Origin of the sequence: Mesorhizobium sp. YM1C-6-2 (assembly GCF_003666685.1) — a bacterium.
GTDB lineage: Bacteria > Pseudomonadota > Alphaproteobacteria > Rhizobiales > Rhizobiaceae > Mesorhizobium_K.
The window spans coordinates 79,756-106,400 of sequence record NZ_RCIZ01000010.1 but is presented as its reverse complement, the minus strand read 5'-3'; the positions used below and the strand labels follow the sequence as shown (position 1 = coordinate 106,400).

Sequence of the window (26,645 nt, the reverse complement as noted above, 5' to 3'; positions counted from 1 at the left end):
CTCGCCTAATGCGTGCCTGCGGCGCGCTGTTCCTTCAGCGCCCGGAGAATGCGCTCGGGCGTGATCGGCATCATGTCGATGCGCACCCCGACCGCGTCGAAGATGGCGTTGGCGAGCGCCGGAATCTGCGGGTTGGCGCACATCTCGCCCGGCCCTTTCGCTCCATAGGGGCCGTCGGCGGCGGGACGCTCCAGCACCACGATCTCGGTCGGCGCGATGTCGCCAGGACCCGGCATCAGATATTCGTTGAAGTCGGTGCCGGCGTGGTCGCGCTTCGGATAATAGGGCTCGGTGGTCTCGTAGAGCGCATGGGACATACCCATCCACGAACCGCCGACCAGCTGCTGTTCGACCATTTTCGGGTTCAGCGCGCGGCCGATCTCGAAGACGTTCTTCACGGAGACGACGGTCACCTCGCCGGTCTCGTCGTCGACGTCGACCTCGGCCACCGTGCAGGCATGCGCATAGCAGGTGGAGGGCTTCATCGCGCCGGTCTCCACCTCCGGATAGGAGCGCGGCACCAAAAACATGCCACGGCCGGAGATCGAACGGCCGAGCTTGAAATGTGCCATCAGCGCAGTGTCGAAGATCGAGATCGATTTCTGCGGCGCGCCCTTGACGTGGATGTTGCCCTCGCCGTCCGTATCGAGGTCGCCGGCATCGACTTCCAGCGCTTCCGCCGCGACTTCCAGCATCACCTGTCGCGCTTCCTTCGCCGCCTGAATGACGGCGTTGCCGATACGGTGCGTGCCGCGCGAGGCGAAAGTGCCCATGCAGTGCGGGCCGGTATCTGTGTCGGCGGTGTCGATGATGACCTGGTCGGTCTTCACACCTATGGTTTCGGCGCAGATCTGCGCCATCACCTGCTTCAACCCCTGCCCCAGGTCGACCGAGGAGAGCGTGACCATGAAATTGCCTGTTGGGGTCGAGTGGACGAGCGCCTGGCTGGGGTCGCCGCCGAGATTCATGCCGGTCGGATAGTTGATCGCCGCAACGCCGCGGCCGCGCCGGATCGTCATCGCTCAGGCCTCCCCGTAGGACGACATCTTCAGGTACTTTTCCGCAACCGGCCAATTGGCTACACGCGACGCCTCCTGCATGCATTCGATCAGCGCCGCGCCCGTGGTTTCCTGGCGGTGTGCCTTCATGTCGCCGTCGCGATAGGCGTTGATGAAGCGGAACTCGAGCGGGTCCATGCCGATCAGGCGCGCCAGCTTGTCCATCTGCACCTCGAGCGCGAAGTCGGCGATGGTAACGCCGAAGCCGCGCATGGCCGAGGACGGCGTGCGGTTGGTGTAGACGCACCAGGTGTCCACCCAGACGTTGGGTATGGTGTAGGGGCCGGGATAATGCGCCGCGCCTTTCTGCGCGCCGTAGGGCGAGTGGCGCGAATAGGCGCCGGCGTCGGTGTAGCCCCACACCTGCCGCGCGACGATGCGGCCGTCCTTCATGACGCCGTCCTTGAGCACGATCTTCTCGGCGGCGCGCGGCGAGGAAATCTGCATCTCCTCGTAGCGGCTGTAGACGAAGGAGACGGGCCGGCCCGTCATCTTTGCGGCGAGGATGGCGATCGGCTCGACTGTCACGTCTACCTTGCCGCCGAAACCGCCGCCGACCGTGCCGCCCACCATGTGCAGCTTATGGCCCGGCATCTGCAGGATGATCGAGGTGTTGTCGAGCGTGAAGAACATCGCCTGCGTGTTGGTGTAGCAGGTGAAGCGGTCGTTGCCTTCAGGCACGACGATGCAGCCCGTCGTCTCCATCGGCGCCTGCTCGATCGGCGAGGAGAAGTAGGTCTGTTCGAGGATGTGGTCGGCCTCGGCAAATCCCTTCTCGACATCGCCGAAGCGCACCTTTCGCGACGGCCCGCTGTCGTACATGTAAAAATTCTGGCCGTGGTGCTCGTTGACGATGGGCGCATCCGGGGCAAGTGCCGACTCGATGTCGAGGACGGCCGGCAGCACCTCGTAGTCGATCTTCACCTTGGCGGCTGCCTCGTTGGCCGCACGCTCGCTGTCGGCGAGCACGGCGACGATGGCCTCGCCCTTCCAGCGCACCTTGTCCTCGGCCAGCACATGCTCGTCCTCCGGTCCGACCTGGATGAGGATGAGGATGGTGTAGAGGTTGTGCGGTATGTCCTTGTGGGTGAGGATGCGATGCACGCCCGGATGCTTTTCCGCCTCGGACAGGTCGACCTTCCTGATGCGGGCGTGGTGATGCGGGCTGCGCACCATCTTGAGATAGAGCGTGCCCGGGAAATGCCGGTCGGCGAAATAGGTCGTCTTGCCAGTGACGTGGCCGGGCACATCGGCACGCTGCAGACCCTGGCCGAGTTCCTTGAGGTCGTCCTTGCGCTGGTCGGCGAAATAGCTCTTGGCGAGTTTCATCTGAAGCCTCACGCAGCGTTCTGGGAATTGGAGCGGGCGGCGGTCAGCACCGCGCGGATGATCGGCTCGTAGCCGGTGCAGCGACAGATGTTGCCGGAGAGCGCGTCGATGACGTCCTCGCGCGTCGGCTTCGGGTTGCTGTCGAGCAGCGCCTTGGCGGCCATGATCATGCCCGGCGTGCAGAAGCCGCATTGCGCAGCGAACTCGTCCATGAAGGCCCGCTGCAGCGGATGCAGTACACCGTCCCTGGCGAGGCCGCCGGTGGTGAGGATGTCGGCGCCGTTGCAGGTCTCGGCGAGCGTCAGGCAGGAAAGCCTCAATTCGCCGTCGATGATGACCGAGCAGGAGCCGCATGTGCCCTGATTGCAGCCGCCCTTGGGTGACGTGTCGCCGAGCTTGTCGCGCAGCACCTTGATGAGGGTCGCGCCGGCGTCGACGAACTCGGCTTTCTCCTCGCCATTGAGGGTAAACTGGACCGGAACCTTCGCCATCTTTCCTCCCTGGCGTTCTCCAACCGGATCGCTCGTCGGCCGCGCTACTCCAGAAGCAGGCGGCGGAAATGCACCGGAAGCACCTCTGCGCGATACCATGCGCTGGCGATCGCATCGGTGATCGGATGCACGCCTTCGCCTATGGCGGCCACCGCCGGCGCAACGTCCTCCTCCCTGAGCGTTGCGCCGGCGAGCGCCTTCTCGGCAGACCTGGCGCGGATCGGACGATCAGCCATGCAGCCGAGCGCGATCCTCGCGCTCCTCACCTTGCCGGCGTCGGCCTCGATGACGGCTGCGATGCTCAGCACCGCGACGCCCTTCGGCTTGACGCGAGACACTTTGACGAAGCGGAAGTTTTCGGCCGGCGGCACGGCAAAGCTGACGCCGGCGACGACCCTGCCGTCGCGGCCGGCCAGGAACTCCTCGATGCCGAGGTCGCCCGCCGTCGTGTGGACCGTCGCATCGAGCGCCAGCAGCGCAACCGCGAAATCGCCATAGGGCGCGGCGGCGAAAAGGTTGCCCCCGACGGTCGCCATGTTGCGGATCGCGGGACCGCCAACCGCCCTGGCGGCCTTCGCGATTGCCGACAGGTCGGGATGGCGGGCAACCGCCGACATGGCGACGGACGCGCCGATGGTCGCGCGGCCGCCCTCGACCTTGATCACGGACAGTTCCGGATCGGTCGAGCGCACGAAGGTCGACAGCGAGACGTCGCCTTCGTTCGCCGCGCGGACGACAAGCGTACCGCCGCCGATGTAGCGCGCTCCGGCATCCGACAATGCGGAACCGGCTTCGGCGAGCGTCGGATAGGTCTTCAGGGCAAGCGGCATTGCAGCCTCCCGGCTAAATCAGCTCTGGCCCGAAAAATGGCTCTTCAGTGCGTTGAAGCCGCCCTGAAACACGTTCTCGCCCATGCCCTTGGCGATCTCGTCGCCCTTGTCGGCCGGGGCGTCGAAGTCCGCCGTCCACACGGCATAGGTCCGGTCGCCGTCGGTGACGCGCTCGAGCTTCAGGGTCGAGCTGTGGTTCGAGATCGGCGCGGGATGACCGATGATCGAATAGGTGGTCAGGAAATCATCGTCGGAAAAGGCGGTCAGCTTCTCGCGGATGGTCGCGCCGGAGGCGACCTTGAACTTGCGCACGCAGCCGATATCCGTCGCCTTTCTGCCGTCCTCGATTTCGCTTTCCACCATGCGGGGATGCCAGCCCGGCAGCCCGTTGAAGTCGCGTATGCGCGCCCAGACCTTCTCGATCGGCGCGTCGATGACGCTCGAAATCCTGATTTTCGGCACGCAATCCTCCCTCGATCTTCGTCAGGAGAATAACGCCCCGCTTCAGACGCCGCTTATCAATGCGTCTCGATCGCTTATCGATCCGTCTGAATTTGTACGGGAGCGTTTCCAGCTTTCTCAGAATCGCGGAACCGCTCTATTGATTTGTTTTTACGCAATTCCGGACGCAAAACCGCTGCGCACTTTTGCTGGAATTGCTCTAGACGGCGCTCTGCATCGCCTCGCGGTAAAGCGTCGGCGGCACGCCGGCATGATCGCGGAAGAAACGCGTGAAATTGCCCTGCGTGGTGAAGCCGAGATTCCAGGCGACCGAGGTCAGCGGCTCGCGCGACCATTGCAGTTGCCTGAGCGCCTCCTCCATGCGCAGCGTGTTCCAATAGACGTTGGGCGTGAGGCTGGTCTGCTCCTTGAACAGCGCGAAGAAGTGCGGCCGCGACAGGCCGACGTTCTTCGCCACCTCGTCGAAGCAGATGCGCTCGCAGACGTTGGCCTTCATCAGATCGATGGCCTTGAGCACGCGGTGGTCGATGCCGTCATGGCCGGAAACGCGGACGCGGCGCGGGCGGACCTGATCGGCGGCGTCGGCCAGGCTGTCGATCAGCCGCTCGATCTCGTAGAGCGCGAGTTCGTCCACCTCGCCATTGCTGAGCTCCTCGTAGAGCATGACGGCGGCGCGGTGCAGCCACGGGTCGATCGGGATCGCCGCGGACGCGAAAATCGTCTGCCCGCGCGGGATGCCGCGGCGGCGATAGAACCATTCCGGATCGATGTAGAAGGCAAGGAACTTTCCAGGGCGGCCGTCGGCCGAAAGCGCGTGGCTGTGCGGCTGGAGCGAGTTTATGCCGGCGGCGACGTCCGGACCGAGCAGCACCTTCACGCTGCCGACCGTCATCTCGCCGGCGGCGCCGTCGAGCCAGAGGATGATGTGCGCCTCCGCATGGGCATGGGTGACGAAATCGCTGGCGACATTGAGCACGGACACATGCCCGAATGCTCCGCGAAAGAGGCGGATCGAGGTGGCCATCTGCTTCCTCCCAGGGCTTCGTGGCTTGTGTTCTCGTGGCCCCGTTCCTGGAAATAGTGCTGTGGCGGCGCTCGCTCGTCAATACGGGCGGAATGCGACGGCGCGAACGGGCGTTCGCGGGACATGCCCGCCGTCCAAACAGAAAGGGCGGCTCCGAGGCCGCCCTTTCTTCGATCAGTGTGCCGGCGCCACGGCAGGCGGCGCTGCCTCGACGTGGGGCTTCAACTCCTTGCGGGAGATGAAGGTGTAGAACATCGGCACCACGAAGAGCGTGAACAGCGTGCCGATGAGGATGCCGGAGAAGATCACCAGACCCATCGAGTAGCGCGCCGCAGCGCCCGCGCCGGCCGCGATGATGAGCGGCACGACGCCGAGCGCCATGGCGGCCGTCGTCATCAGGATGGGGCGAAGCCGAGTCTTGGCCGAGGCGATGATGGCATCGCGGCGGGAGAGGCCCTGCTCCTCGCGCAACTGGTTGGCGAACTCGACCATGAGGATGCCGTGCTTGGTGATCAGGCCTATCAGCGTGATCAGGCCGACCTGCGTGTAGATGTTCAGCGTACCCAGGCCGAGGTTGAGCGGCAGGAGCGCGCCGAAGATCGACAGCGGCACCGACATCATGATGATGAGCGGATCGCGGAAGCTCTCGAACTGGGCGGCTAGCACGAGATAGATGACGACGACCGCCAGAACGAAGGCGATGGCAATCGTGTTGCCCTGCTCCTTCTCGAGACGCGACTGGCCAGAATAGTCGATGAAGAAGCCGGCCGGCAGCAGCGGCCGCGCGATGTCCTCGATAGTCTGCAACCCGTCGCCGGTGGTGACGCCCGGAACCGGCAGCGCCGAGATGGTCGCCGAGTTCAGCTGGTTGAACTGCTCGATCGCGGCCGGCGAGGCGTTGGTCGAGACGGAAACCACCGCCGAGAGCGGCACCATGTCCCCGGTGACCGACCGCACGTAGTAGCTGCCGAGATGCTCGGGATTGCCGCGCAGCTTTTCGGGCACCTGCATGATGATGTCGTAGCTGTTGGAATCGCGGTCGAACTGCGCGACGGCACCGCCGCCGACGAGCAGGCTGAGCGTCGAGCCGATCTCGCTGATCGGCAGGTTGAGCGCCGCCGCCCGGTCGCGGTCGATGCTCAGCGTGACCTGCGGTGCGTCGAAGGCGAGCGTGTTCTGCACGACGATGAAGCGGCCGGATTCCTGCGCCTTCTGCTTGACCTGCTCGGCGATCTCGTAGACCTGGCTCGGATCGCTGGTCGACTGGATCACCATCGAGATCGGCAGGCCGCCGCCGGCGCCCGGCAGCGAGGGCGGCGCGAAGACGAGCGCCTCGACGCCGGCAACCTTCGAGAGCCGGCCCTGGATGTCCTGCTGCAGTTCCTTCTGCGAGCGGCCGCGTTCTCCCCAGTCCTTGAAGGCCCAGAGCGCGATGCCGCTGTTGGTCTGGCCGCCGAAGCCGACGACCGTGAAGTAGGCCCGCAGCTCCTCGATCTCCTTGGTCAGCTCCATCATCTGGTCGGCATAGAGTGAGGTGTATTCGGTGGTCGCGTAGCGCGGCGCCGTCACCAGCGAGAAGAGCGCGCCGGAATCCTCTTCCGGGGCGAGCTCGCTCGACGTCTTCAGGAACATGAAGCCGGTCACCGAAATCAGGGCAATGACGATCATCAGCGTCACCGGCCGGTATTTCAGCGAGCCTGACACGAGCCGCTCGTAGCGGCTGGCGACCCTGTCGAACGTGCGATCGACGATCCGCTGGAAGCGGCCATGCTCGCCGCCCTTCAGGATGCGCGCGGCCATCATCGGCGTGATGGTGACGGCGACGAGGCCGGAGATCACGACGGCGCCGGCAAGCGTCAGCGCGAATTCGCGGAAGAGCGAACCGGTGAGACCGCCGGTGAAGGCAAGCGGTGCGAAAACGGCGGCAAGCGTGATCGTCATGGCGACGACCGGCGCGAAGATCTCGCGCATGCCCTGGAACGCCGCCTGCATGGGCGACATGCCTTCCTCGATATGGCGCTGGATGTTCTCGACCACCACGATGGCGTCGTCGACCACGAGGCCGATCGCCAGCACCATGGCGAGCAGCGTCAACAGGTTGATCGAGTAGCCCATCAGGAAAAGGATGAACAAGACGCCGATCAGCGACAGCGGGATGGTCACGATCGGCATCAGCACCGAACGGAACGAGCCGAGGAACAGGAGGATGATGACGACGACGATGGCGACCGCCTCGGCGATCGTCTTGAACACTTCCTCGATCGAGGCGCTGATCGTCTCGGTCGAATCGTAGACGAGCGTGATCGTCATACCCTCGGGCAGCGATTCCTGCACCGCCGGGAGTTCCGCGATCACGGCGGCGGCCGTGTCGAGCGGATTGGCCGAGGGCGTCGGGAAGATGCCGATGAAGGTACCGGGCTCGCCGTTGAACTTGACGACCGTGTCGGTGCTCTCGGCGGCGAGCTCGATCTCGGCGACCTCGCGCAGGCGGATCACCTTGCCGTCCGCCGACTTCAGCGGCAGCGCGCCGAAGCTTTCCGGCGTCTGCAGCGTCGACTGCATGGTGACGGAATAGGTGACGTATTCGTTCTTGGTCTTGCCCGGCGCCGACAGGAAGTTGGCCGATTTGAGCGAGGCCAGCACCTCGGACGCCGTGATGCCACGCGCGGCGAGCCGGATGGGATCGATCCAGATGCGCATCGAATAGTTGGCGGCGCCGAGCACCTGCACCTCGGCGACGCCCTCGACGGTCGAGAGGCGCGGCCGGATGACGCGCTCGATATATTCGGTCAGCTGCTCGGCCGTCATGTTCGGGTTCTGCATCGCGAGATACATGATCGCGAACTGCTGGCCGGTGCCCTTGACGATGGTCGGGTCCTCGGCGTCCGGCGGCAACTCGCTGCGCACCTGCTGCACCTTGGACATGACTTCCGTCAGCGCCGCGTCGGGGTCGGAACCGAGCTGCATCTGCACGGTCACGACGCTGGCCGAGGGACGGCTCTGCGAGGTCACGTAGTCGATGTTCTCGGTGGTGGCGACGGCAGCCGCGATCGGCGCCGTGATGAAGCCCTGGATGAGGTCGGCCGCGGCGCCCGGATAGGGCGTCGTGATGGTGACGACAGTCTCCTCGACCTCCGGATATTGGCGCACGGTCAGGTTGAACAGCCCCTGGAAGCCCAGCAGCAGGATCATAAGGGCCAGGACCGTCGACAGCACCGGTCGACGGATGAAGATATCGGACGGACTCATGGCAGCATCGCCGCCTGGGTCGCGCGCGTCGTCGGGTCGATCGTGTTGTCGATGACGACTACGGCGCCGTTGGACAGGCGGTTCTGGCCGGCGGTGACGACCTCGTCGCCCGGCTTCACGCCTTCGGTGACCTCAACCCGGTTCTGGTTCCGGCGTCCCGGCTTGACGAATATCTGCCGCGCGACGAGCACGGGAGCCTGTTCACCCTCGGCTTTCTCCGGTGCGGCCTCTCCTTCCTGTCCTGCCGCCTGCCCGGCGGCCTCGCCCGCCGATCCAGCGGCAGCCGCGCCTTCCTTCGGGCGGACGACATAGATGTAGTCGCCGTAAAGGCTGCTGACCAAGGCGGTCTGCGGCAATGCGATCACGTCGCTCTCGGCGGGCAGCTGGACGCGAGCCTGCACATACTGGCCGGGGCTGAGAAGCCCCTGCGGGTTGGTGATCTCGGCGCGGACGGCCACCAGCCTGGTCGCGGGATCCACCTTGGGATCGATGCCGACGATGGAGCCCGTGAAGGGCATGTCGTTGGTGGTCACGCCGAAACGGACCGGTTGACCGATCTCCAGTTGGGCGAGCCGCTGCTCGGGCACGGAGAAGTCGGCCCGCATCGTCTCGAGATCCTGGAGCGTCGCCACGACCTGCGAGGGCGAGAGGTACTGGCCGACGTCGATGCGCGGAATGCCGATGGTGCCGCTGAACGGCGCCCTGAGCTGGCGCTGGTCAAGCACCGCCTGCAGCTTCGCCACCTGCGACTTCGAAGCCGAGGACGCGGCCTGCGCCTCGTCGACGGCGACGTCGGAGCCGACGCGCCTCTTCTGCAGTTCCATGGCCCGTTCGAGCCGCTGCTGGTCGAGCGCCGCCTGCGTCTTGGCCGCTTCGAGGTCGGCCCGCTGCACGGCGTCGTCCAGCTGCACCAGCACGTCGCCCTGCGTCACCCGCTGGTTTGACTTGAAGCGGATTTCCTTGACCACGCCGGCAGCCTCGACCGTCAGATCGACGCCGCGCGCGGCAGCAACCGTACCGATCGCCTCAATGCCGGGCGTCCACTCGATCGGCTCGACCTTGATCGTCGACACTGTGACCGGAGCGACCGGCATGTTGGCGAAAAAGTCCTGGATCGCCTGGTCGCGGAACATGTTGAAGCCGACGATGCCCCCGCAAACCAGGACAACGAGCACAAATGCGATGATGAAGCGGAGGATCATGGTTCCGACCGGGCAGATTATTTGAGGTTGGAGGGAATCGTTACAGGCGCCGCCAGCAGAGCCACCCCTGGCGCCGGTCACCTGGCGCGCATTACTGTACCGTCTGGACGGTAATGTCAATCCGCGCTAGATAGGCTTCATGACAAAAGTAGGCAGGCCCAGTTCGCGCGACAAGATTGTAGCGGCCGCCGTCGACCTGGCGAAGGAGGTCGGACCGGGACACGTCTCGCTCGACGCCGTCGCGCATCGCGCCGGAGTATCGAAGGGCGGGCTGCTCTACAACTTCCCGTCGAAGAAAAAGCTCCTGGAAGCGATCGTCTCCTATCATCTGGAGAAGTTCGAAAGTGCGCTTGCCGAAAGAACCGAGGTGGATCGCGGCAAGCCCGACAGCGTTATTGCGGCCTGCGTGGCTCTTTACGAGATGGACTGCAAGAAAGGGCTGCCCCCGGCTTCCGGCTTTCTTGCGGCGCTTGTCGAAAACCCAGATCTTCTGCTTCCTGTCCGCGAGGTGAGCCGAAGGCTGATCGACAATATACGCTCGAACGCTTCCGACCAGTCCGCGGCCCTCGTCGCCTTCATGGCGCTGGAAGGGCTGCGCTGCCTCCCCCTGCTCGATATCGACGTGCTGACCCAGGAGGAACGCCATCTGGTCATCGAGAAACTTCACGATATCGTGAAATGCAAAGGGTTGGCGCGCCCGTAGTCGTCGCGCGCACACCAAAATCCACTCACGCCCCAAAGACCGAATCAGCGGCTTGACTCGACCGCACGATCGCTGCACGCTCGAAATGGTCAGACCAATTTACCGATTTCCGGTCCGAAGCGGGGGGAAGCGTGCCGATCCATGCCATCGAACCGCCGCGACTTTATCGTCAGGTGGCCGATCAGTTGAGGCAGATGATCGACAGCGGCGAGTACGCCGTCGGAGCGCGTCTGCCGGCAGAGCGGGAACTCGCCGAACAGTTCGGCCTTTCCCGGCCGACCATCCGCGAGGCGCTCATAGCGCTCGAAGTGGAAGGGCGCATCCGCATCCGCGTGGGTTCGGGCATCTATGTCCGGGCCATGGCCGAGAACGTACCGCCACCATCCCAGGCCACCAATGACGAGGGACCGTTCGAGCTGCTGAGGGCGCGCGAATTCGTCGAAGGCGCGATCGCGGCCGAAGCCGCGCTTCTGGCCAGCCCGCACGACATCAAGACGATCGACGACGTGCTCGACCGCATGAAGAGCAGCGACCACCCGTCGGAAGCGACGATCGGCCTCGACCGCGAGTTCCACACCAGCGTGGCGAGCATTCTGGGCAACGCAGTGCTCGTCCGCTTCATCGGCGAGATGTTCGACCAGCGCCTCAATCCCTATTTCCAGCGCCTTTCGAGCTATTTCGAGAACCGTCAGTCGTGGCAGTCGGCGCTGGAGGAGCATGTCGCGGTGCGCGACGCCATCGCCGGGCGGGATCCGGCACGGGCCAAGGCGGCGATGCAGGAGCATCTGCGACTATCGCAGCAGAGATTCTCGCGCAATTTCGGTGACAAACTGGGGCAATGAGTTCGGCAATGGAGACAGGCGAGGCCGGGAGGAGTTCGGCCTGATCGTCAAATCAAGGAGGAGGAAATCATGCTCAGGAAATACGCGATCATTGCCGGCGCGCTCGCCGCGCTGGTTACCCCGGCTACGGCCCAGACGACGCTCAAATGGGCGCATGTGTACGAAACGTCCGAACCTTTCCATACGGAGTCGGTGTGGGCGGCCGAGGAGATCGCAAAGCGCACCGACGGCCGCTACAAGATCGACGTGTTCCCCGCCTCGCAGCTCGGCAAGGAAACCGACATCAACCAGGGCCTGACGCTCGGCACCGTAGACATCATCATCTCCGGATCGAGCTTCGCGGCGCGTGAGTTCCCGCGCATCGGCGTGACCTACTATCCCTACATCTTCCGCGGCGCCGACCACCTGCTCGCCTATGCCAAGAGCGACATCTACAAGGAGCTCACCAAGGGCTACGAGGAGGCCTCGGGCCATCACATCACGGCGACGACCTACTACGGCACGCGCCATGCGACGGCGAACAAGGCGATCGAGAAATGCGCCGACATGGAAGGCCTGAAGATCCGAGTGCCCGATGTGCCCGCCTATCTGGCGATGCCGCGCGCCTGCGGCGCCAACACGGCACCGATCGCCTTCGCGGAAGTCTACCTGGCGCTCCAGCAGGGCACGGTCGAGGGGCAGGAGAACCCGCTGACCACGATCGAGGCGAAGAAGTTCTACGAGGTGCAGACGCACATCAACCTGACCGGCCACATCGTCGATCATCTGAACACCGTCGTCTCGCAGTCGCGCTGGGCCTCCCTGTCTGACGAGGACAAGGCGATCTTCACCGAAGTGATGCAGGAGGCCGCAGCCAGGGCGACGCAGAAGATCGTCGCGCGCGAGAAGGAACTCGTGCAGGAGTTCAAGGAGAAGGGCCTGACCGTCGTCGAATCCGACACGTCCGATTTCGAGAAGAACGTGCTCGAGAAGGCGACCTTCGAGGAATTCGGCTACGAAAAGGCCGACTGGGAAGCGATCCGCGCCATCCAGTAGCCCAGCCGACCGGGCCCGGCGCCTGCCGCCGGGTCCACGTCCCTCCGACAAGCCAAGCGCGGAAGCTACCGATGACGCAAGAGATCCATACCCAGATCACCGCCGAGGAGATCGCACAGGTCTTCGACGAGGAGCCGCCTCCGGCCGACCTGTCGATCTATGCGGTGGAGGACTGGGTGACGATGGCGGTGTTCTGGGGCATGGGGCTCTGCGTCTTCCTGCAGTTCTTCACCCGCTACGCACTCAACGACAGCCTGGCCTGGACGGAGGAGATCGCCATCAACTGCCTGGTGGTGGTGGTCTTCCTCGGCTCGGTCATGTGTACCCGGATGACCCGCCATATCCATGTCGACATGCTCTACCGCTATCTGCCGGCCCACGTCGGCCGGGTCCTCGCCCTTGCCGTCAGCCTGATCAGCATCGGCTTCTTCGCCTACATGTCGTGGCTCTTGTGGCGCTATGCCGGCATCGTCCACCGCGAGCGGATGGTGACCATCGACCTGCCGCGCAACCTCGTCTTCTATACCGTCTTCGCCAGCTTCTTCCTGATGATGCTGAGGCAGATCCAGGTCTTCTTCGCCGATCTCCGGCGCGGCTATTCCGTGCTGGAACGTCCGGAAGCCTTCGAGACCCAGGGGATCTGAAACATGCTTCTGCTCATCGGTTCGTTCCTGCTGCTCATGCTCGTCGGCGCGCCTGTGGCGGTGTCGATGGCCACCGCCTCGCTGCTTTACCTGATCTTCTACGGCGTGGCCCCCGACATCATCGCCGCGCAGCGGATGATCGCCGGCGTCGAGAGCTTCCCGCTGCTGGCGGTGCCCTTCTTCATCCTCGCCGGCAACCTGATGAACACGGCCGGCGTGACCGGCCGCATCTACAGCTTCGCGCTGGCGGTGGTCGGCTGGATGAAGGGCGGCCTCGCCCAGGTCAACATCATCGGCTCGGTCGTTTTCGCCGGCATGTCGGGCGCGGCGCTCGCCGACGCCGCCGGCATCGGCACGATCGAGATCAAGGCGATGCGCGACCACGGCTATCCGATCGACGCCGCCGTCGGCGTGACGGCGGCCTCTTCCACGGTCGGGCCGATCTTCCCGCCGTCGATACCCTTCGTCATCTACGGCATGATGGCCAACGTCTCGATCGGCGCGCTGTTCATGGCCGGCATCCTGCCGGGCATCGTCATGATGGTGCTGATGATGATCACGGTCGCCATCTTCGCCTATCGCTACGGCTGGGGTTCCGACACCCCGTTCAGCTGGCGCCGGCTGTTCGCCGCCTCGGCCGAGGTGCTCGTCGTCGCGGCCTTCCCGGTCGCCGTCTACCTGCTGACGCTCACCGGCCTGTCCATCAATCTCTCGGTGCTGGTCGCGCTGGTCGTGCTGATCGTGCTCGACTGGTATTTCGATTTCTCGGCGGTGATGGCGCTGATGACGCCGGTCATCCTGATCGGCGGCATGACGATGGGCTGGTTCACGCCGACCGAGGCAGCGGTTGCGGCCGTCATCTGGTCGCTGTTCCTCGGCCTGGTGCGCTACCGCTCGATGACGCTGCGCTCGCTCGCCAAGGCCAGCTTCGACACGATCGAGACGACGGCCTCGGTGCTGTTCATCGTCACCGCCGCGTCGATCTTCGCCTGGCTGCTTACCGTCAGCCAGGCCGCGCAGCTCTTCTCCGACGCCATGTTCTCGCTAACCGACAACAAATGGATGTTCCTGATCCTGGTGAACATCCTGCTGCTCATCGTCGGCTGCTTCCTCGACACGATCGCCGCGATCACCATCCTGGTGCCGATCCTGATGCCGATCCTCGCCCGTTTCGACGTCGACCCCGTGCATTTCGGCCTGATCCTGACGCTCAACCTGATGATCGGGCTGCTGACGCCGCCGGTCGGCGTGGTCATGTTCGTGCTGTCGCGGATATCGGGCCTGTCGGTCGAGCGCACCACCATGGCGATCCTGCCCTGGATGGTGCCGCTGCTCATCGCCCTGGTGATCATCACCTTCGTGCCGGCCGTCTCGCTGTGGCTGCCGACGCAGATGGGCCTGATCAGATGAGCGAGGCCCTTTCCGCCACGCTGTTCGGCCCGGAGGACCTCCGGCTCGTCGCGGCGGAGCTGCCGCCGCTGGCAGAAGGCATGGTGCGCATCCGCTTCGGCGCCGGCGGCATATGCGGCTCCGACCTCCACTATTTCCGCCATGCGCGCACCGGGGATTTCGTGGTCACCTCGCCGCTGGTGCTCGGCCACGAGGTCGCCGGCGATGTCGTCGAGATCAACGGCGAAGCACCGGGCCTGTCGTTCGGAGACCGTGTCGCCGTCAACCCGTCGCGCTGGTGCGGCCATTGCCGCTACTGCCGCGAGGACCGGCCCAATCTGTGCGAGAACATCTATTTCATGGGCTCGGCGTCGAAGACGCCGCACATGCAGGGCGGCTTCGCCAGCCTGTTCGACGCCACGCCCGCGCAATGCGTCAAGGTTCCCGACAGCGTGCCCTATGCGGCGGCGGCGCTGGCGGAGCCGCTGGCGGTCTGCCTGCATGCGGTGGCGCGCGCCGGAGATATCGGCGGCAAGAGCGTCGTCCTGTTCGGCGCCGGACCGATCGGGCTGCTGACGATGCTGGCGGCGAAGCTGAAGGGCTGCGGCCGCGCCACGATGGTGGACGTCGCGGCAGCGCCGCTGACCTTCGCGGAACGCCTTGGAGCCAACCGCGTCATCAATGCGGGCGCCGGCGACGACGAATTGAGGACCGCCGCCAGGGAATACCCCTTCGACGTGGCGTTCGAGGTGACGGGAACGGCGGCCGGGCTCGCCTCGGCGATCTCAAGCGTGCGGCGCGGCGGCACGCTGGTGCAGATCGGAAACCTCCCCGGCGGCCAGATCCCCGTCGCAGCCAACGCCATCATGGCCAAGGAACTCGACTTCAGGGGCACGTTCCGGTTCGGCGCAGAGTTCGACGAGGCAGTAAGCCTGATCGCGGCCGGCGCGGTGGACGTGCTCAAGCTCGTCACCGCCGAGCAGGCGCTGTCATCGGCGCCGGCGGCCTTCACGCTGGCCCTCGACCGGTCGAGGAGCGTCAAGGTCATGCTGAGCCGGGACTGATCCCCACGCCCATGCCGGGCGACCGCACGGGCGGCCGTCGCGAAACTGCTCTGAAGCGGGTGGCGGCGGAACGGCCAAATCATTCCGCGGTAGTACTCGATAGATTGCTGGAGAAAAGAAAAGCGCCGGCCTATCGGCCGGCGCCCCCAAATTGAATAGCCGCTCAGAAATCGAACTGGTCGATGTTCTCGGCGGTAAAGGTGGTCAGCGAGGACTGCGTGTTGATCGAATTGCCCTCGTTGATGGTGATGGTGCCGAGATCAGGCACCTCGAAGGTGGAGCCCACCTCATTCTTGGCCTTGCCGGCCTTCAGGTCGACTGCGAGGTGCGCGGCGAGCCAGCCTTCATTGTAGGGCGACCACAGCTGGAAGGCCTTGACCGTGCCGTCCTTGACGAAGTCGCGCATTTCGCTCGGCAGTCCGAGGCCGGTCACGTTGACCTGCTCGGCGACGCCGCGCGACTGCACCACCTGGGCGGCCGCCGCAACGCCGACCGTCGTCGGCGCGATGACGCCCTTGAGGTCGGGGTAGTTGGCCAGCAGCGCTTCCATCTCGCTGGTCGACTTCTCCGGCTGGTCGTCGCCGTAGACGGTCGCCACCAGCTTCATCTTGGCGTATTTCGGGTCCTTGATCGCCTCGTTCATGCCCTTGATCCAGAAGTTCTGGTCGGGAGCCTCGGTGGTGGCCGAGAGGATGGCGATCTCGCCCTCGTAGCCGATCAGCGAGCCGACCATCTCGATCTGGTCCGCGCCGACCTTGGTGAAGTCGGTCGGCAGGATGGTCAGATCGCGGTGCGATTCGTTCCCGGTGATGTCGCCGTTCACGGTCATCACGATGATGCCCTTGGCGCGCGCCGCGTCGAACACCTGGTTCAACGCGTCGGGGCTGTTGGGCGAAATGGCGATGACGTCCACGCCACGCTGTATCTGGGCTTCGATGAAGGGGATCTGCGAGGTGGCTTCGGCGGTCGCCGGCGCGACGAACTCGAAGTTGCAGGCGATCTTCTGGCAAGCCTCGACGAAGCCCTTGGTCAGGGAGTCGAAATACGGGTTGCCCGTGTTCTTGCCGATGAACACGATGTCGATCTTGTCCTGGGCAAGGGCGCCGGTGGAGAGCGCGAGGCCTGCCGCCAGAGCTATCAGTGATTTCTTCAGCACTTCAAATCCTCCTTGTTGAAAGTCCTGTTGAAATTAACCCGGTGGATCCGGGATCATTGCCCGCTACCTTTGCGTGCGGGAATAGATGAAATTGGTGGCGATGATGGCGACGATGAGCAGAACGCCCAGCACCGTCAGTTGAATGGCAGGCAGCAGGTTGGCGACCGTCATACCGGTTGAGACGACGACCAGCAGCCAGGCGGCAAGGAAAGTACCGAGAATGGTGCCCCGGCCGCCGAAGATGTAGGTGCCGCCCAGCATCGCCATCAGCACCATCTGCAGCTCGCCGCCAAGGCCGAGATCGTAGCGCACCGAGCCGAGGCGCGAAGCGGTCATCATGCCGGCGACAGCAGCGACCAGCCCCATGAGCAGGAACAGGACGAGCTTTATGCGCCGGGTGCGGATGCCGGCATAGCGGGCCGCCACTTCGTTGGTGCCGATTTGATAGATTTGCCTGCCGAAGATGGTGCCGGCCAGGATCAGCCCAAGCAGGAGTGAGACGACGACGAAGATCACCACCGGCACGGGGATGCCGAGAACCAGCACCTTGTCGATGCCGATGAACCAGTCCGGCACGCGGATCGACTTGTCGCCGGCGATGATCTGCGCGAGCCCGCGATACAGAGTCAGCGTGCCGATGGTGACGATGATGGAGGGCAGTTGCAGCGCGATCACCATGAAGGCGTTGAGCGCGCCCATGGCAAGGCCGGCGGCCAGACCGATCAGGATGGCGACCGGCATCGGGATGCCCGACGCCTGCGCCCAGGCGAACAGGCAGGCCGAGAGCGCCATGTTGGCCGCCGGCGAAAGATCGATCTCGCCGGCGATGATCACCATGGTGAACACCAGCGCGACGATGGCGAACTCGGCCGAGAGGGTGAAGCTCCTGAGAATGTAGTTGATGTCGAGGAAGAACGGCGACAGCTGGCTGGCGACGATGACGGCCAGGATAAGCAGGGCGAGCGTCATCGTCTCGGGGCGCACGAGGATGACATGCAGGAGCGGACGCGGCGGCGCCGCCTCGCGGCCGGCGATATTCCGTGTGGTGTCGGCCGCGCTCATGCCCCTGGAATCCTCATGCTCGGGCGATCCTGAGACCGGCGATGCCCTGCTGGCGCACCGAGCGGTCGATCAGCAGCGCGACGAGGATCACGGCGCCGTAGATGGCGCCTTGTGCGGTGCCGGGAATACCAAGCAACGGCAGTGCGGCAGCGACGCAGCCCATCAGCAGCACGCCCAGCACGACGCCGAGCACCGAGCCGACACCGCCATTGATCGAGACGCCGCCGATGACCACCGCTGCTATCACCTGGAACTCGAAGCCGAAGCCGGTGTTGGATGGGTTCACGAAGCCCCAGCGGCTCGCATACATGATGCCGGCGAGCCCGGAGAGCGCGCCGGAAATGGCGAAGACGAGGAGCGTGACCTGCGTGACCTTGATGCCGCGCAGCGGCGCCGCCACCGGGTTGGAGCCGAGCGCGAAGATCTGCCGCCCGACGCGGGTATGCATGACGAACCAGTAGGTCGCGAGCGCCACCGCGAAGGCCATGAAGATGATCCACGGAATCCCCAGGATCGGCGAGGTCTGGCTCATCGCCTTCAGTTCGCTCGGGATGAACTGGCGATCGACCTGGCGCGCGTTCGAGACGATGAAGGTCAGCCCGCGATAGAGGTTGAGCGTTCCCAGGGTCACGATGATCGCCGGCAGCCGGAACAGGGTGACGAGCGCACCGTTGACCAGCCCGAGCAGTGCGCCGATGCCGATGGCGACGACGAAGCCGAGTCCCCAGGGGATGCCGGGCATGTCGCGGAACATCATGCCGGTCACCATGGCCGAGAGGCCGAGCATCGAGCCGATCGAAAGGTCGACATGGCGGGCGACCAGCACCAGCATCTGGCCCATGGCGGCGATCATCACCAGCGGGGTCAGGAGCAGGATGACACGCAAGCTGTTGAGGGTAAAGAACTGAGGCTTGTAGAGGCTGACTACGACAGTGAAGAGCACGATCATCACCGCGATTCCGGTCTCGCGGCGGACGAGGATCGAGCGGAGCGCGTTCACGCTGCCTCCTCCACGCGCTGGCTGCGCGGCACGGCGGCGCTCATGATCTTCTCCTGGTTCGCTTCGGCGCGCGAAAGCTCGGCCGTGAGCCGGCCTTCGGCCATCACCAGGATACGGTCGCAGAGCGCCAGAAGCTCGGGCATCTCGGAGGAGATGAGGAGGATCGCCCTGCCCTGCGCGGCCAGTTCGCCGATCATGTCGTAGAACTCTGCCTTGACGCCGATGTCGATGCCGCGGGTCGGCTCGTCGAGGATGAGGATGGACGGGTCGGCGAGCAGCCAGCGGGCAAGGATCGCCTTCTGCTGGTTGCCGCCCGAGAGTTCGCCGATCGGCTGTTTCACCGAGGCAAGCCGGATGCGGAGCTTCTTCACTGCGTCCTGCGCCAGGCTCTTTTCGACCGCCCGGCGGATTATGCCGGCCGGAGCTATCTTGCCCGGGATCGCGGCGGTGATGTTCTGCTCGACCGGCAAGGTGCGAAAGATGCCCGCGACGGCCCGGTCCTCGGGCACGAAGGCAAGGCCTAGCGCGATCGCATCCTCCGGCTTTTCGATCTCGGCAGCCTTGCCGTTGACCTTCACCGTGCCGCTTTCGGCCGGCGCGACACCGAAGATGGCGCGGGCGACATCGGTGCGGCCGGCGCCGACCAGGCCGCCAAGCCCGACAATCTCGCCGTGCCTGACAGAGAAGCCGATATCGTAGAAGACGCCAGGCAAAGTGAGACCCTGCACCTCGAGCGCCACGTCGCCGATCGTGGCCGAGTGCTTGTGCATATATTCCTTGAGCGGCCGACCGATCATCAGCCGGATGATGTCGGCGTCGCTGAGATTTCCGATCGTATCGGTGGCGATCTTGTCGCCGTCACGGAAGATGGTGACGCGGTCGCACAATGCGCGCACTTCCTCGAGCCGGTGCGAGATGAAGATGATGGTGCGGCCTTCGTCACGCAGGCGCCGAGCTATGCCGAACAGCGTCTCGACCTCGCGCGGCGTGAGCGGCGCGGTCGGCTCGTCCATGATGATCAGCCGGCTGTCGGAGGCAAGCGCGCGGGCGATCTCCACCATCTGCTGGTCGGCGATGGACAGGCCGCGCATCGGACGCGTCACATCGATGTGGACGCCGAGCAAGTCCATGTAGCGATGCGCCTCTCGCGTCATCTCGGCCCACGGCACCTTGGAGAACCAGCCATCCTCTGAACGCCCGAGCACGAGATTTTCGGCCACCGACAGGTCGGGGAAGGAGATCGGCTCCTGGTGGATCAGCGTGATGCCGAGCTTCTGCGCCACCACGGGATTGGTTACCTCGACCGGCTGGCCATTGAGCGCCAGCGTGCCGCGCGTCGGGAGGTGGACGCCGGCGAGGATCTTCGCGAAGGTCGACTTGCCGGCGCCGTTCTCACCCAGCAGCGCATGGATCTCGCCCTTCATCAGGTCGAGATCGACGCCGCGCAGCACCTCGACACCCGCGAAGGATTTCGAGATGTCGCGCGCCGAGATCAGCGGAGTGGCGTCGGCTTCGCTCATGCAGGCACCGGCGCATCGGGATGGATCAGCTTCTGCGCCTTCAGCTCGGCCCAGAACGCAGCCGGGATCTTCACGCCCAGCGCCGCGACATTGGCCTCGACCTCGCTCGGCTTCGCCGCCCCAGGTATGACCGAGACGACGGCCGGGTGGGCCAGCACGAACTGCAGCGCCGCGACCGGCATGCTGACGGCGTGCGCCTTGCACGCCGCCTCGATGCCGCGCACCCGCGCCTGCACCTCGGGCGATGCCGCGCCGTAGGCGTATTTCGCGCCGGCGCCCGAGCCGGTGACGAGGATGCCCGAGGCGAAGGGAGCGCCGATGATCACCGAGACGTTGCGGTCGTGCAGGGCCTTCATGCCGCGCGTCAGGCTGTCCTGGTCTATCAGCGTGTAGGGCATGGCGACGATGCAGAAGTCGAGATCGACCTTTGTCGCGATGCCTTCCAGCGCCTCGTTGTTGTTGATGCCCATGCCGTATGCCTGGATATCGCCGGACTTCTTCAGCTCGACCAGCGCCCTGGCGCCGGACTCGATGAGCTGCTTCTCGTAGCCCGCCTGCCTGTCGCCGTGGAAACCGGCGTCGAGGTCGTGGATGACCAGCGCGTCCACCGTGTCGAGAGCGAGACGCTGCAGCGCTTGCTCGTAGGAGCGCATGACGCCGTCATAGGTGTAGTCGAAGTTAACCTCGAAATTCAGCCCGCCAGTCCACGGCGCGCGGTCGAAGGTCTTCGGGTCGGCCGGGCGGTGGAGGGTGCGTCCGACCTTGGTGGTCACCTGGAAATCGCCGCGCGGTTTGGTCCGCAGGAATCCGCCAAGCCGGTGTTCGGAGAGGCCGCGGCCATACCACGGCGCGGTGTCGTAATAGCGCACGCCGGCTGCCCAGGCGGCATCCATGGTGGCGCGGGACTCGGCTTCGTCGACCTTGCCATAGAGTTCGCCCAGATGCGCGGTGCCTAGCCCGAAAACGGGAAGTTCAAGGGAGGTTTTTCCGACACGACGGCGACTGGCAACGGTGACGGTCACGGCGGTAGCTCCTCCCAAAGCGACGCGGCGAGACAGGCACTCGCTCTCGTTCGAGTGCAACTTGTCAGACAAAAATTAGTTTGACAAGTTTTTACCCGATGGCCATTCGTAGGCATCGCAGGAGCAACCGACCGGCAGAGTTGGAGCCCGATAAGAGGGAGAAAGATGCCAGCCTTTCCGATCATCGACACGCACCTGCACGTCTGGGACCAGACCCGGCTCAAATACAGCGCGTTCGAGGGAAGCCCGCTTTTCGGCCATCCCTACCATGTCGAGGATTATCGCCGGGACTGCGGCGCCGTCGAGGTGGAGGCGATGGTGTTCCTCGAATGCTACGCGGATTTCTGGGAGGGCGGCGGCCAGTATATCGAGGAGATCGAATTCGTCGAGGATGAGCAGCGACGCGACCCGCGCATCAAGGCGATCATCCCGATGGCGCCGCTCGAGTGGGGCGCCAAGGTCCGGCCCATGCTGGAGAAGATGCGCGACGAACATCCTGATGTGCGCGGCATCCGCCGCATCATGGAGTTCGACGAGGACCCGCGCGGCCTCACCATGAGCGAAGGTTTCATCGAGGGCACCAACCTGCTGGCAGAGTTCGGCTGGACCTTCGACATCAATCCCAACTACACGCAGATGGATTTCATCCGCGAATGGGTGAAGCTCATCCACGGCGTGCCGATGATCCTCGACCATTGCGGCAAGCCGGGCATCAAGCAAGGCAGGATAGAGCAGTTCCGCGAGGACATGAACGATCTCGCCAGGCACCCCGACATGTGGGTGAAGCTCTCCGACCTGCCGCCCTATGCCGGCGAGAACTGGAGCGAGAAGCAGCTCCGCCCCTATATCGAGGCGACGCTCGACGCCTTCGGGCCCGACCGCACCATCTACGCGGGCGACTACCCGATCCTTCTGCAGTCGACCAGCATCCCCGAATGGGTGCAGGTGCTGGACAATGCCTTCGCCGACCTCGGCCTTTCGGAGGCGGAGACGCGAAAAATCTACCGCGACAACGCCATCAAGTTCTATCGCCTGGATCTTTAGGACAGGAACGCGTGAGCAAGCCAGCCAAAGAAGAGCCCGACAGGACGTTCGCCGATCTGGCCGAGGACACCGGGAGTTTTGGCGGCGGCACGCTGGAACGCCGCTCGATCAGCGAGCAAGTGGCGGACCGCATCATGGGCATGATCAAGTCGGGCAATCTGAAGCCCGGCGACCGCCTGCCGACAGAGCAGCAGATGACGATCGCCTTCGGCATCTCGCGGCCGCCTTTGCGCGAGGCCCTGAAGGCGCTGACGCTGATGGGCGTGCTGTCGAGCCGGCAAGGCGGGCGCTATACCATAACCGACCTGTCGCCGAGCCGGCTGGCCGCGCCGTTCAATTCGGTGCTGGCAGTCGCCGACTACGACGTTCACCAGCAGTTCGAGACGCGTATCGTGGTCGACCTGGAGCTTGTCCGGCTTTGCTGCGAGCGGGCCAGCCTCGAACAGCGACAACGCATCCACAAGCTCGCCGTGGACGGCCGCGCCTTCGAGCACGACCCGGTGGCTTTCCGGCTGCTGGACATCGAATTCCACCAGGCGATCAACGACGGCGCCGGAAATGCGCTCCTGGCGGCGCTCGCGCATGTGCTCTACGACCTCGGGCTCGACGTACGCCGCGCCGCCAGCGAGGTCCCCGGCGTCATCGACAAGAGCGTCGGGCAGCATGTCGAGGTCGCCGACGCGATCCTGAGCGGCGACACACTTGCTGCGGTCGCAGCCTACCGCGCCCATCTCGAACATGTGAGGGACACCACCATCATGGCCATTGCCAAGCGATCACGGGAACTGACACATGGCTGAACGCATCGCCTTCCGCATGAACCTCTTTCCTGGGCAAGCCGCCGAATACGAGAAGCGGCACGACGAGATATTCCCCGACCTCGCCCAGGCGCTGAAGGATGCCGGCGTCTCCGACTACACGATCTGGCTCGATCCGGAATCGAACCACCTGTTCGGCATCCTGACCCGCACCGACGACCACACCATGGCCGCACTGCCGGACACGGAAGTGATGAAGCGCTGGTGGAAGCACATGGCCGACATCATGGAGACGCACCCCGACAACGTGCCGGTGCAGGTGCCGCTCAAGCGCGTGTTCTATCTACCGTGAGCACCGCGTTCCGCATCAAGGATGTCCGCGCCTACACGGTGAAGCCGAGCGACAAGGCCGGCACCTATTTCAAGCCGGGCGAGAGCAAGCACTGGCTGGTAGACACGCTGATCGCCAACCCGATGTCGGGCTATGCGCGCTATCGCGAGAAGCGCTCGAGCTGGGGCATCGGCGTGCTCGGCGCCATCGTGGTCGAGATCGAGACGGAGGACGGGACCGTCGGCGTCGCCACCGGTTCGGGCGGTGCCCCGGCGGCGTGGATGATCCATCATCATTTCCGCCGCTTCCTGATCGGCGAGGATGCGCGCAAGACCAACATGCTGTGGGACCAGCTCTACCGCTCGTCGCTACCCTATGGACGCAAGGGCCTGCCGGTCATGGCGATAAGCTGCGTCGACCTCGCGCTCTGGGACCTGATCGGCAAGGTGCGCGGCGAGCCGGTCTACAATTTGATCGGCGGCATGGCGCGCGACGAGATCACCTTCTACTGCACGACGCCCGAACCGGCGGCGATCAAGGCGCTCGGTTTCTGGGGCGCCAAGGTGCCGCTGCCGCACAGCCATTTCGAGGGCGAGGAGGGGCTGAGGAAGAATGTCGAGTTCCTCGCCAGGCACCGCGCCGATGTCGGCCCCGACTATCCGCTGATGGTCGACTGCTACATGTCGCTGACCGCTGGTTACGCCATCCGCCTCGCCAAGGCGGCCGAGCACCTGAACATCCACTGGTGGGAAGAGGTTCTGTCGCCCGAGGACGTCGACGGCTATCGCGCCATAAAGGCCGCGCACCCCTATCTGAAGTGGACCACCGGCGAGCACGAATACACCCGCTACGGCTTCCGCGCGCTGATCGAGCAAGGGTCGCTCGATATCCTGCAGCCGGACGTGATGTGGGTCGGCGGACTCACCGAGACGCTCAGGATCGCGGCGCATGCCTCGGCCCACGACCTGCCGGTCGTGCCGCATGGCAGCGGGCCCTACTCCTATCACTTCATCGCCAGCCAGACCGGCCCGGCCTTCTGCGAATACGTGGCGGCTAGCCCGGACGGCAAGACGATCATGCCCGTCTTCGGCGACCTGTTCGAAGGCGAGGAGATGCCCGAGAACGGCAGGCTCAAGCTCTCCGACGCGCCGGGCTTCGGCATGACGCTGGCCGACCGGGCTTCGCTGGAGATCGTTCGATAATCGATAAGAACGCGGCACGGAAGGTCAGTGTGCGGCCTGCACCCGTCTGAGCGGCTGGCCTTCCTAGCGGCGCACCACAACGCCTGTTTCTAGATGCAGCCGGTAGCGGTCGGCCCGGAAATGCAGGACGGCATATTCGATCGGCGTGCCGTCGGCATTCTCCGATCGGCGCCGAACGACAAGGACGGCGGCCGCCGCGGGCACTTCAAGCTCCGCGGCCATGTCACCTTCCGCTAGCGCCGCTTCGATCGTCTCGCGCGCGCCTGTGAGCTTCACACCGCATGTATCGTTCAGCCAGCGATACAGGGAATTGCGGCTGAGGTCCTCTGCCGTCGGCAAGGTCGTGCCTTCGAAAATACTCAACGGTATCCACGACAGCGCGACTCCTATCGGCTGATCGTCAGCTTTCAGTATGCGGCGCGAATGATAGACCGGCGAATTGACCCCAATACCAAGCGCGTCGCCGGTCTCGCGGCTGGCCCTTCCCCGGCCGGCAAACACCGTATGGTATGACGGCCGCAATCCCCTGCGCCGCATGTCATCGGAGAAGCCGTACATCTCAATGGCCGGCTGCTCGACGCGAGGCCCCAGCACGATCGAGCCCTTGCCGGACTTTCGGACGATCAGGCCTTCCTGCTCGAGGCTGTCCAATGCCGAGCGCGAGGTCGCGCGGCTGATGCCGAACGTCTCGTTGAGCTGGCTTTCGGAGGGCAGCACATCCCCGGCCGTGAAAATCCCGGCGGCGATGGCCTGACGCAGCCGCTCCGCGATCTGGAACCAGAGCGGAAGGGGGCTGGACTCTTGCAGCGGTTTGTTCCACATATCCGTCATATCGTACGAACGTCATGACATTTAAAGAGGCAAGACAGACTAACCCCGTCATCGCTTCCGTCTGCAACGAGCAATAACGCAGATCGCAACCGGATGAAAGGCGACCGCGGCCACGCAGAAAGGCGATCATGAATTCCGGTCGGGCATGGCGGCAAAGCCGACCTGCTCACCATCTTCACACCAGAACAGAAGGCGGCCAACGCCTCGACTGAAACCTGTCCACAGAAAGGGAACCATCCATGCTAGCCAGATTATTGTTGACCCTGTCGGTTGCGGCGCTCGCGCCCGTTGCTGCGCAGGCGCAGGAAAAGCAGCCGATCTCCGGCAAGACCTGCGAAGAGCTGCTCGTCCAGTACAAGCAACTGCCCTTCACCGACATCCTTCCACTCGACGAGGGTCCGGTCGCCATCGACGGCGAGGCGAAGGACATCACCATCGGCTTCTCGCAGACGGCCTTCAACCATCCGTGGCGCGTCTCCATGCTGGAATCGCTGCAGGCCGAAGCCTGCCGCCATCCCAACGTCTCGCTTGTCGTCCTCGACGGCAATGTCGACGTCGCCAAGCAGAGCAACGACGTCCGTGACCTCCTGGTGCGCGGCGTCGATGCGGTCCTGCTGAGCCCGGTCGAGTCGGCCGCTCTCGTTCCTGCCGCCCGTGCGGTCACCGACGCCGGCATCCCGCTCATCGTCATGGATCGCGACGTCCCCGCCGAAAAGACCCTCTTCATTGGACAGAGCAACGTCACGATGGCCGAGCAGGTGGCTGAGAAGATGGCCGAAGACCTCGGCGGCAAGGGCAACATCGTCGTCCTCACCGGCCTCAAGGGCTCCTCCCCCGCGGTCGACCGCAACAAGGGCATGGAGAACGTGCTGGCGAAATATCCTGACATCAAGGTGCTCGCCGTCGGCGACGCCCAGTGGATCCGCGAGCCGGCCGTGCCGCTCATGGAGGACTACCTGACGGCACATTCCGACATCGACGCGGTCTTCTCGCACGCCGAAGAATCGTCCTGGGGCGCCCAGTTGGCAGTCGCACGCGCCAATCGCTGCGCCGACGGCATCCGCCACTATACGTTCGACGGGTCGAACGCGGGCTTCAAGGCGGTCAAGGAAGGCACCTTCGGCGCCGATGGCAACTACACGCCGTTTATCGCCGACATCGGCCTGCGCGCCGCGCTCTACCAGTTGACCGGCAAGGAGATTCCCGGCGCCACCGCGTATGACGCACCCGGCAGCCGCCTCCTGCTGCCCGATTCCCCGACGGTGGTTGCGGCCAATGCCGACGAGTGGATCGGCCGCGGCTGGGGCGATTTCGAGCCGACCCCCGATCCGTGCAAGAAGTGAGCATCGAGATGCCTGCCCGATCGGGCAGGCATCTCCCTTTCCAGGGAGGAGCTC

The 26,645-nt window shown here is 64.8% G+C and carries 25 protein-coding genes; 11 read left to right on the top strand and 14 right to left on the bottom strand.

What is annotated here, in order from left to right; translation table 11 throughout:
* Positions 1-5 precede the first annotated feature (5 nt).
* The 8 genes from D8676_RS27965 to D8676_RS21355 all read right to left on the bottom strand — a co-directional run bounded on the left by D8676_RS27965 (position 6) and on the right by D8676_RS21355 (position 9,645).
* Entirely contained in the window at positions 6-1,019 is a 1,014-nt protein-coding gene (locus tag D8676_RS27965; RefSeq protein WP_121583132.1) for a molybdopterin cofactor-binding domain-containing protein, read from the bottom strand.
* Positions 1,020-1,022: 3 nt separating this feature from the next.
* On the bottom strand, positions 1,023-2,387 hold the full coding sequence (locus D8676_RS27960; protein ID WP_121583131.1) for a xanthine dehydrogenase family protein molybdopterin-binding subunit: 1,365 nt from the start codon (positions 2,385-2,387) through the stop codon (positions 1,023-1,025).
* A gap of 8 nt (positions 2,388-2,395) precedes the next feature.
* Positions 2,396-2,878 (bottom strand): (2Fe-2S)-binding protein, encoded by a 483-nt coding sequence (locus D8676_RS21380; RefSeq protein WP_121583130.1) that lies wholly within the window; start codon positions 2,876-2,878, stop codon positions 2,396-2,398.
* 44 nt (positions 2,879-2,922) lie between these two features.
* Positions 2,923-3,708, bottom strand: a complete 786-nt coding sequence (locus D8676_RS21375) for an FAD binding domain-containing protein (RefSeq protein WP_121583129.1) — start codon at positions 3,706-3,708, stop codon at positions 2,923-2,925.
* Between the two features lie 18 nt (positions 3,709-3,726).
* A complete protein-coding gene (locus D8676_RS21370) occupies positions 3,727-4,170 on the bottom strand; it encodes an SRPBCC family protein (protein ID WP_121583128.1) in 444 nt (147 codons plus the stop codon).
* A gap of 199 nt (positions 4,171-4,369) precedes the next feature.
* On the bottom strand, positions 4,370-5,194 hold the full coding sequence (locus D8676_RS21365) for an AraC family transcriptional regulator (RefSeq protein WP_121583127.1): 825 nt from the start codon (positions 5,192-5,194) through the stop codon (positions 4,370-4,372).
* Positions 5,195-5,368: 174 nt separating this feature from the next.
* The gene (locus D8676_RS21360; RefSeq protein ID WP_121583126.1) at positions 5,369-8,443 is read right to left on the bottom strand and encodes an efflux RND transporter permease subunit; all 3,075 of its coding nucleotides are present in this window, start codon (positions 8,441-8,443) and stop codon (positions 5,369-5,371) included.
* The gene (locus D8676_RS21355) at positions 8,440-9,645 is read right to left on the bottom strand and encodes an efflux RND transporter periplasmic adaptor subunit (protein ID WP_121583125.1); all 1,206 of its coding nucleotides are present in this window, start codon (positions 9,643-9,645) and stop codon (positions 8,440-8,442) included. The genes D8676_RS21360 and D8676_RS21355 overlap by 4 nt, the downstream gene beginning before the upstream one ends.
* Before the next feature lie 139 nt (positions 9,646-9,784).
* On the opposite strand from D8676_RS21355, the gene D8676_RS21350 reads away from it, so the two are divergent.
* The 6 genes from D8676_RS21350 (at position 9,785) to D8676_RS21325 (ending at position 15,322) form a co-directional block, all read left to right on the top strand.
* A complete protein-coding gene (locus D8676_RS21350; RefSeq protein WP_121583124.1) occupies positions 9,785-10,348 on the top strand; it encodes a TetR/AcrR family transcriptional regulator in 564 nt (187 codons plus the stop codon).
* A 131-nt stretch (positions 10,349-10,479) separates the two neighbouring features.
* Positions 10,480-11,190, top strand: coding sequence for a FadR/GntR family transcriptional regulator (locus tag D8676_RS21345; RefSeq protein ID WP_121583123.1), 711 nt, complete (start codon positions 10,480-10,482; stop codon positions 11,188-11,190).
* Positions 11,191-11,259: 69 nt separating this feature from the next.
* Positions 11,260-12,225, top strand: a complete 966-nt coding sequence (locus tag D8676_RS21340; RefSeq protein WP_121583122.1) for a sialic acid TRAP transporter substrate-binding protein SiaP — start codon at positions 11,260-11,262, stop codon at positions 12,223-12,225.
* A 71-nt stretch (positions 12,226-12,296) separates the two neighbouring features.
* The gene (locus tag D8676_RS21335) at positions 12,297-12,869 is read left to right on the top strand and encodes a TRAP transporter small permease (protein WP_121583121.1); all 573 of its coding nucleotides are present in this window, start codon (positions 12,297-12,299) and stop codon (positions 12,867-12,869) included.
* A 3-nt stretch (positions 12,870-12,872) separates the two neighbouring features.
* Positions 12,873-14,279, top strand: coding sequence for a TRAP transporter large permease (locus tag D8676_RS21330; protein ID WP_121583120.1), 1,407 nt, complete (start codon positions 12,873-12,875; stop codon positions 14,277-14,279).
* A complete protein-coding gene (locus D8676_RS21325; RefSeq protein WP_121583119.1) occupies positions 14,276-15,322 on the top strand; it encodes an L-idonate 5-dehydrogenase in 1,047 nt (348 codons plus the stop codon). The genes D8676_RS21330 and D8676_RS21325 overlap by 4 nt, the downstream gene beginning before the upstream one ends.
* Positions 15,323-15,485: 163 nt before the next feature.
* Here D8676_RS21325 and D8676_RS21320 read toward each other — a convergent pair whose 3' ends face one another.
* From D8676_RS21320 to D8676_RS21300, 5 genes are all read right to left on the bottom strand, one after another.
* Positions 15,486-16,478 carry a substrate-binding domain-containing protein gene (locus D8676_RS21320; RefSeq protein ID WP_121583118.1) on the bottom strand — a complete coding sequence of 331 codons (993 nt, stop codon included), beginning with the start codon at positions 16,476-16,478 and terminating at the stop codon, positions 15,486-15,488.
* A 63-nt stretch (positions 16,479-16,541) separates the two neighbouring features.
* Entirely contained in the window at positions 16,542-17,540 is a 999-nt protein-coding gene (locus D8676_RS21315; protein ID WP_121583117.1) for an ABC transporter permease, read from the bottom strand.
* Between the two features lie 13 nt (positions 17,541-17,553).
* Entirely contained in the window at positions 17,554-18,540 is a 987-nt protein-coding gene (locus D8676_RS21310) for an ABC transporter permease (protein WP_121583116.1), read from the bottom strand.
* Complete coding sequence (locus D8676_RS21305) at positions 18,537-20,060, bottom strand: sugar ABC transporter ATP-binding protein (RefSeq protein WP_121583115.1); 1,524 nt, start codon at positions 20,058-20,060, stop codon at positions 18,537-18,539. The genes D8676_RS21310 and D8676_RS21305 overlap by 4 nt, the downstream gene beginning before the upstream one ends.
* Entirely contained in the window at positions 20,057-21,082 is a 1,026-nt protein-coding gene (locus D8676_RS21300) for an aldo/keto reductase (RefSeq protein WP_121583114.1), read from the bottom strand. Before D8676_RS21300 ends, D8676_RS21305 begins: the two co-directional genes overlap by 4 nt.
* Positions 21,083-21,247: 165 nt before the next feature.
* Here D8676_RS21300 and D8676_RS21295 point away from each other — a divergent pair, with 165 nt between their 5' ends.
* The 4 genes from D8676_RS21295 to rhmD are packed head-to-tail and all read left to right on the top strand — an operon-like array spanning position 21,248 to position 24,417.
* Positions 21,248-22,126: an amidohydrolase family protein gene (locus D8676_RS21295; RefSeq protein ID WP_121583113.1), complete on the top strand. Its 879-nt coding sequence runs from the start codon at positions 21,248-21,250 to the stop codon at positions 22,124-22,126.
* 11 nt (positions 22,127-22,137) lie between these two features.
* Positions 22,138-22,926 carry an FCD domain-containing protein gene (locus D8676_RS21290; protein ID WP_183097189.1) on the top strand — a complete coding sequence of 263 codons (789 nt, stop codon included), beginning with the start codon at positions 22,138-22,140 and terminating at the stop codon, positions 22,924-22,926.
* On the top strand, positions 22,919-23,236 hold the full coding sequence (rhaM, locus tag D8676_RS21285; RefSeq protein WP_121583111.1) for an L-rhamnose mutarotase: 318 nt from the start codon (positions 22,919-22,921) through the stop codon (positions 23,234-23,236). The genes D8676_RS21290 and rhaM overlap by 8 nt, the downstream gene beginning before the upstream one ends.
* Positions 23,233-24,417, top strand: coding sequence for an L-rhamnonate dehydratase (gene rhmD / locus D8676_RS21280; RefSeq protein WP_210210745.1), 1,185 nt, complete (start codon positions 23,233-23,235; stop codon positions 24,415-24,417). The genes rhaM and rhmD overlap by 4 nt, the downstream gene beginning before the upstream one ends.
* Before the next feature lie 63 nt (positions 24,418-24,480).
* Here rhmD and D8676_RS21275 read toward each other — a convergent pair whose 3' ends face one another.
* The gene (locus tag D8676_RS21275; protein WP_183097188.1) at positions 24,481-25,239 is read right to left on the bottom strand and encodes a GntR family transcriptional regulator; all 759 of its coding nucleotides are present in this window, start codon (positions 25,237-25,239) and stop codon (positions 24,481-24,483) included.
* A 248-nt stretch (positions 25,240-25,487) separates the two neighbouring features.
* On the opposite strand from D8676_RS21275, the gene D8676_RS21270 reads away from it, so the two are divergent.
* Positions 25,488-26,591 carry a substrate-binding domain-containing protein gene (locus D8676_RS21270; protein WP_121583108.1) on the top strand — a complete coding sequence of 368 codons (1,104 nt, stop codon included), beginning with the start codon at positions 25,488-25,490 and terminating at the stop codon, positions 26,589-26,591.
* Positions 26,592-26,645 lie beyond the last annotated feature (54 nt).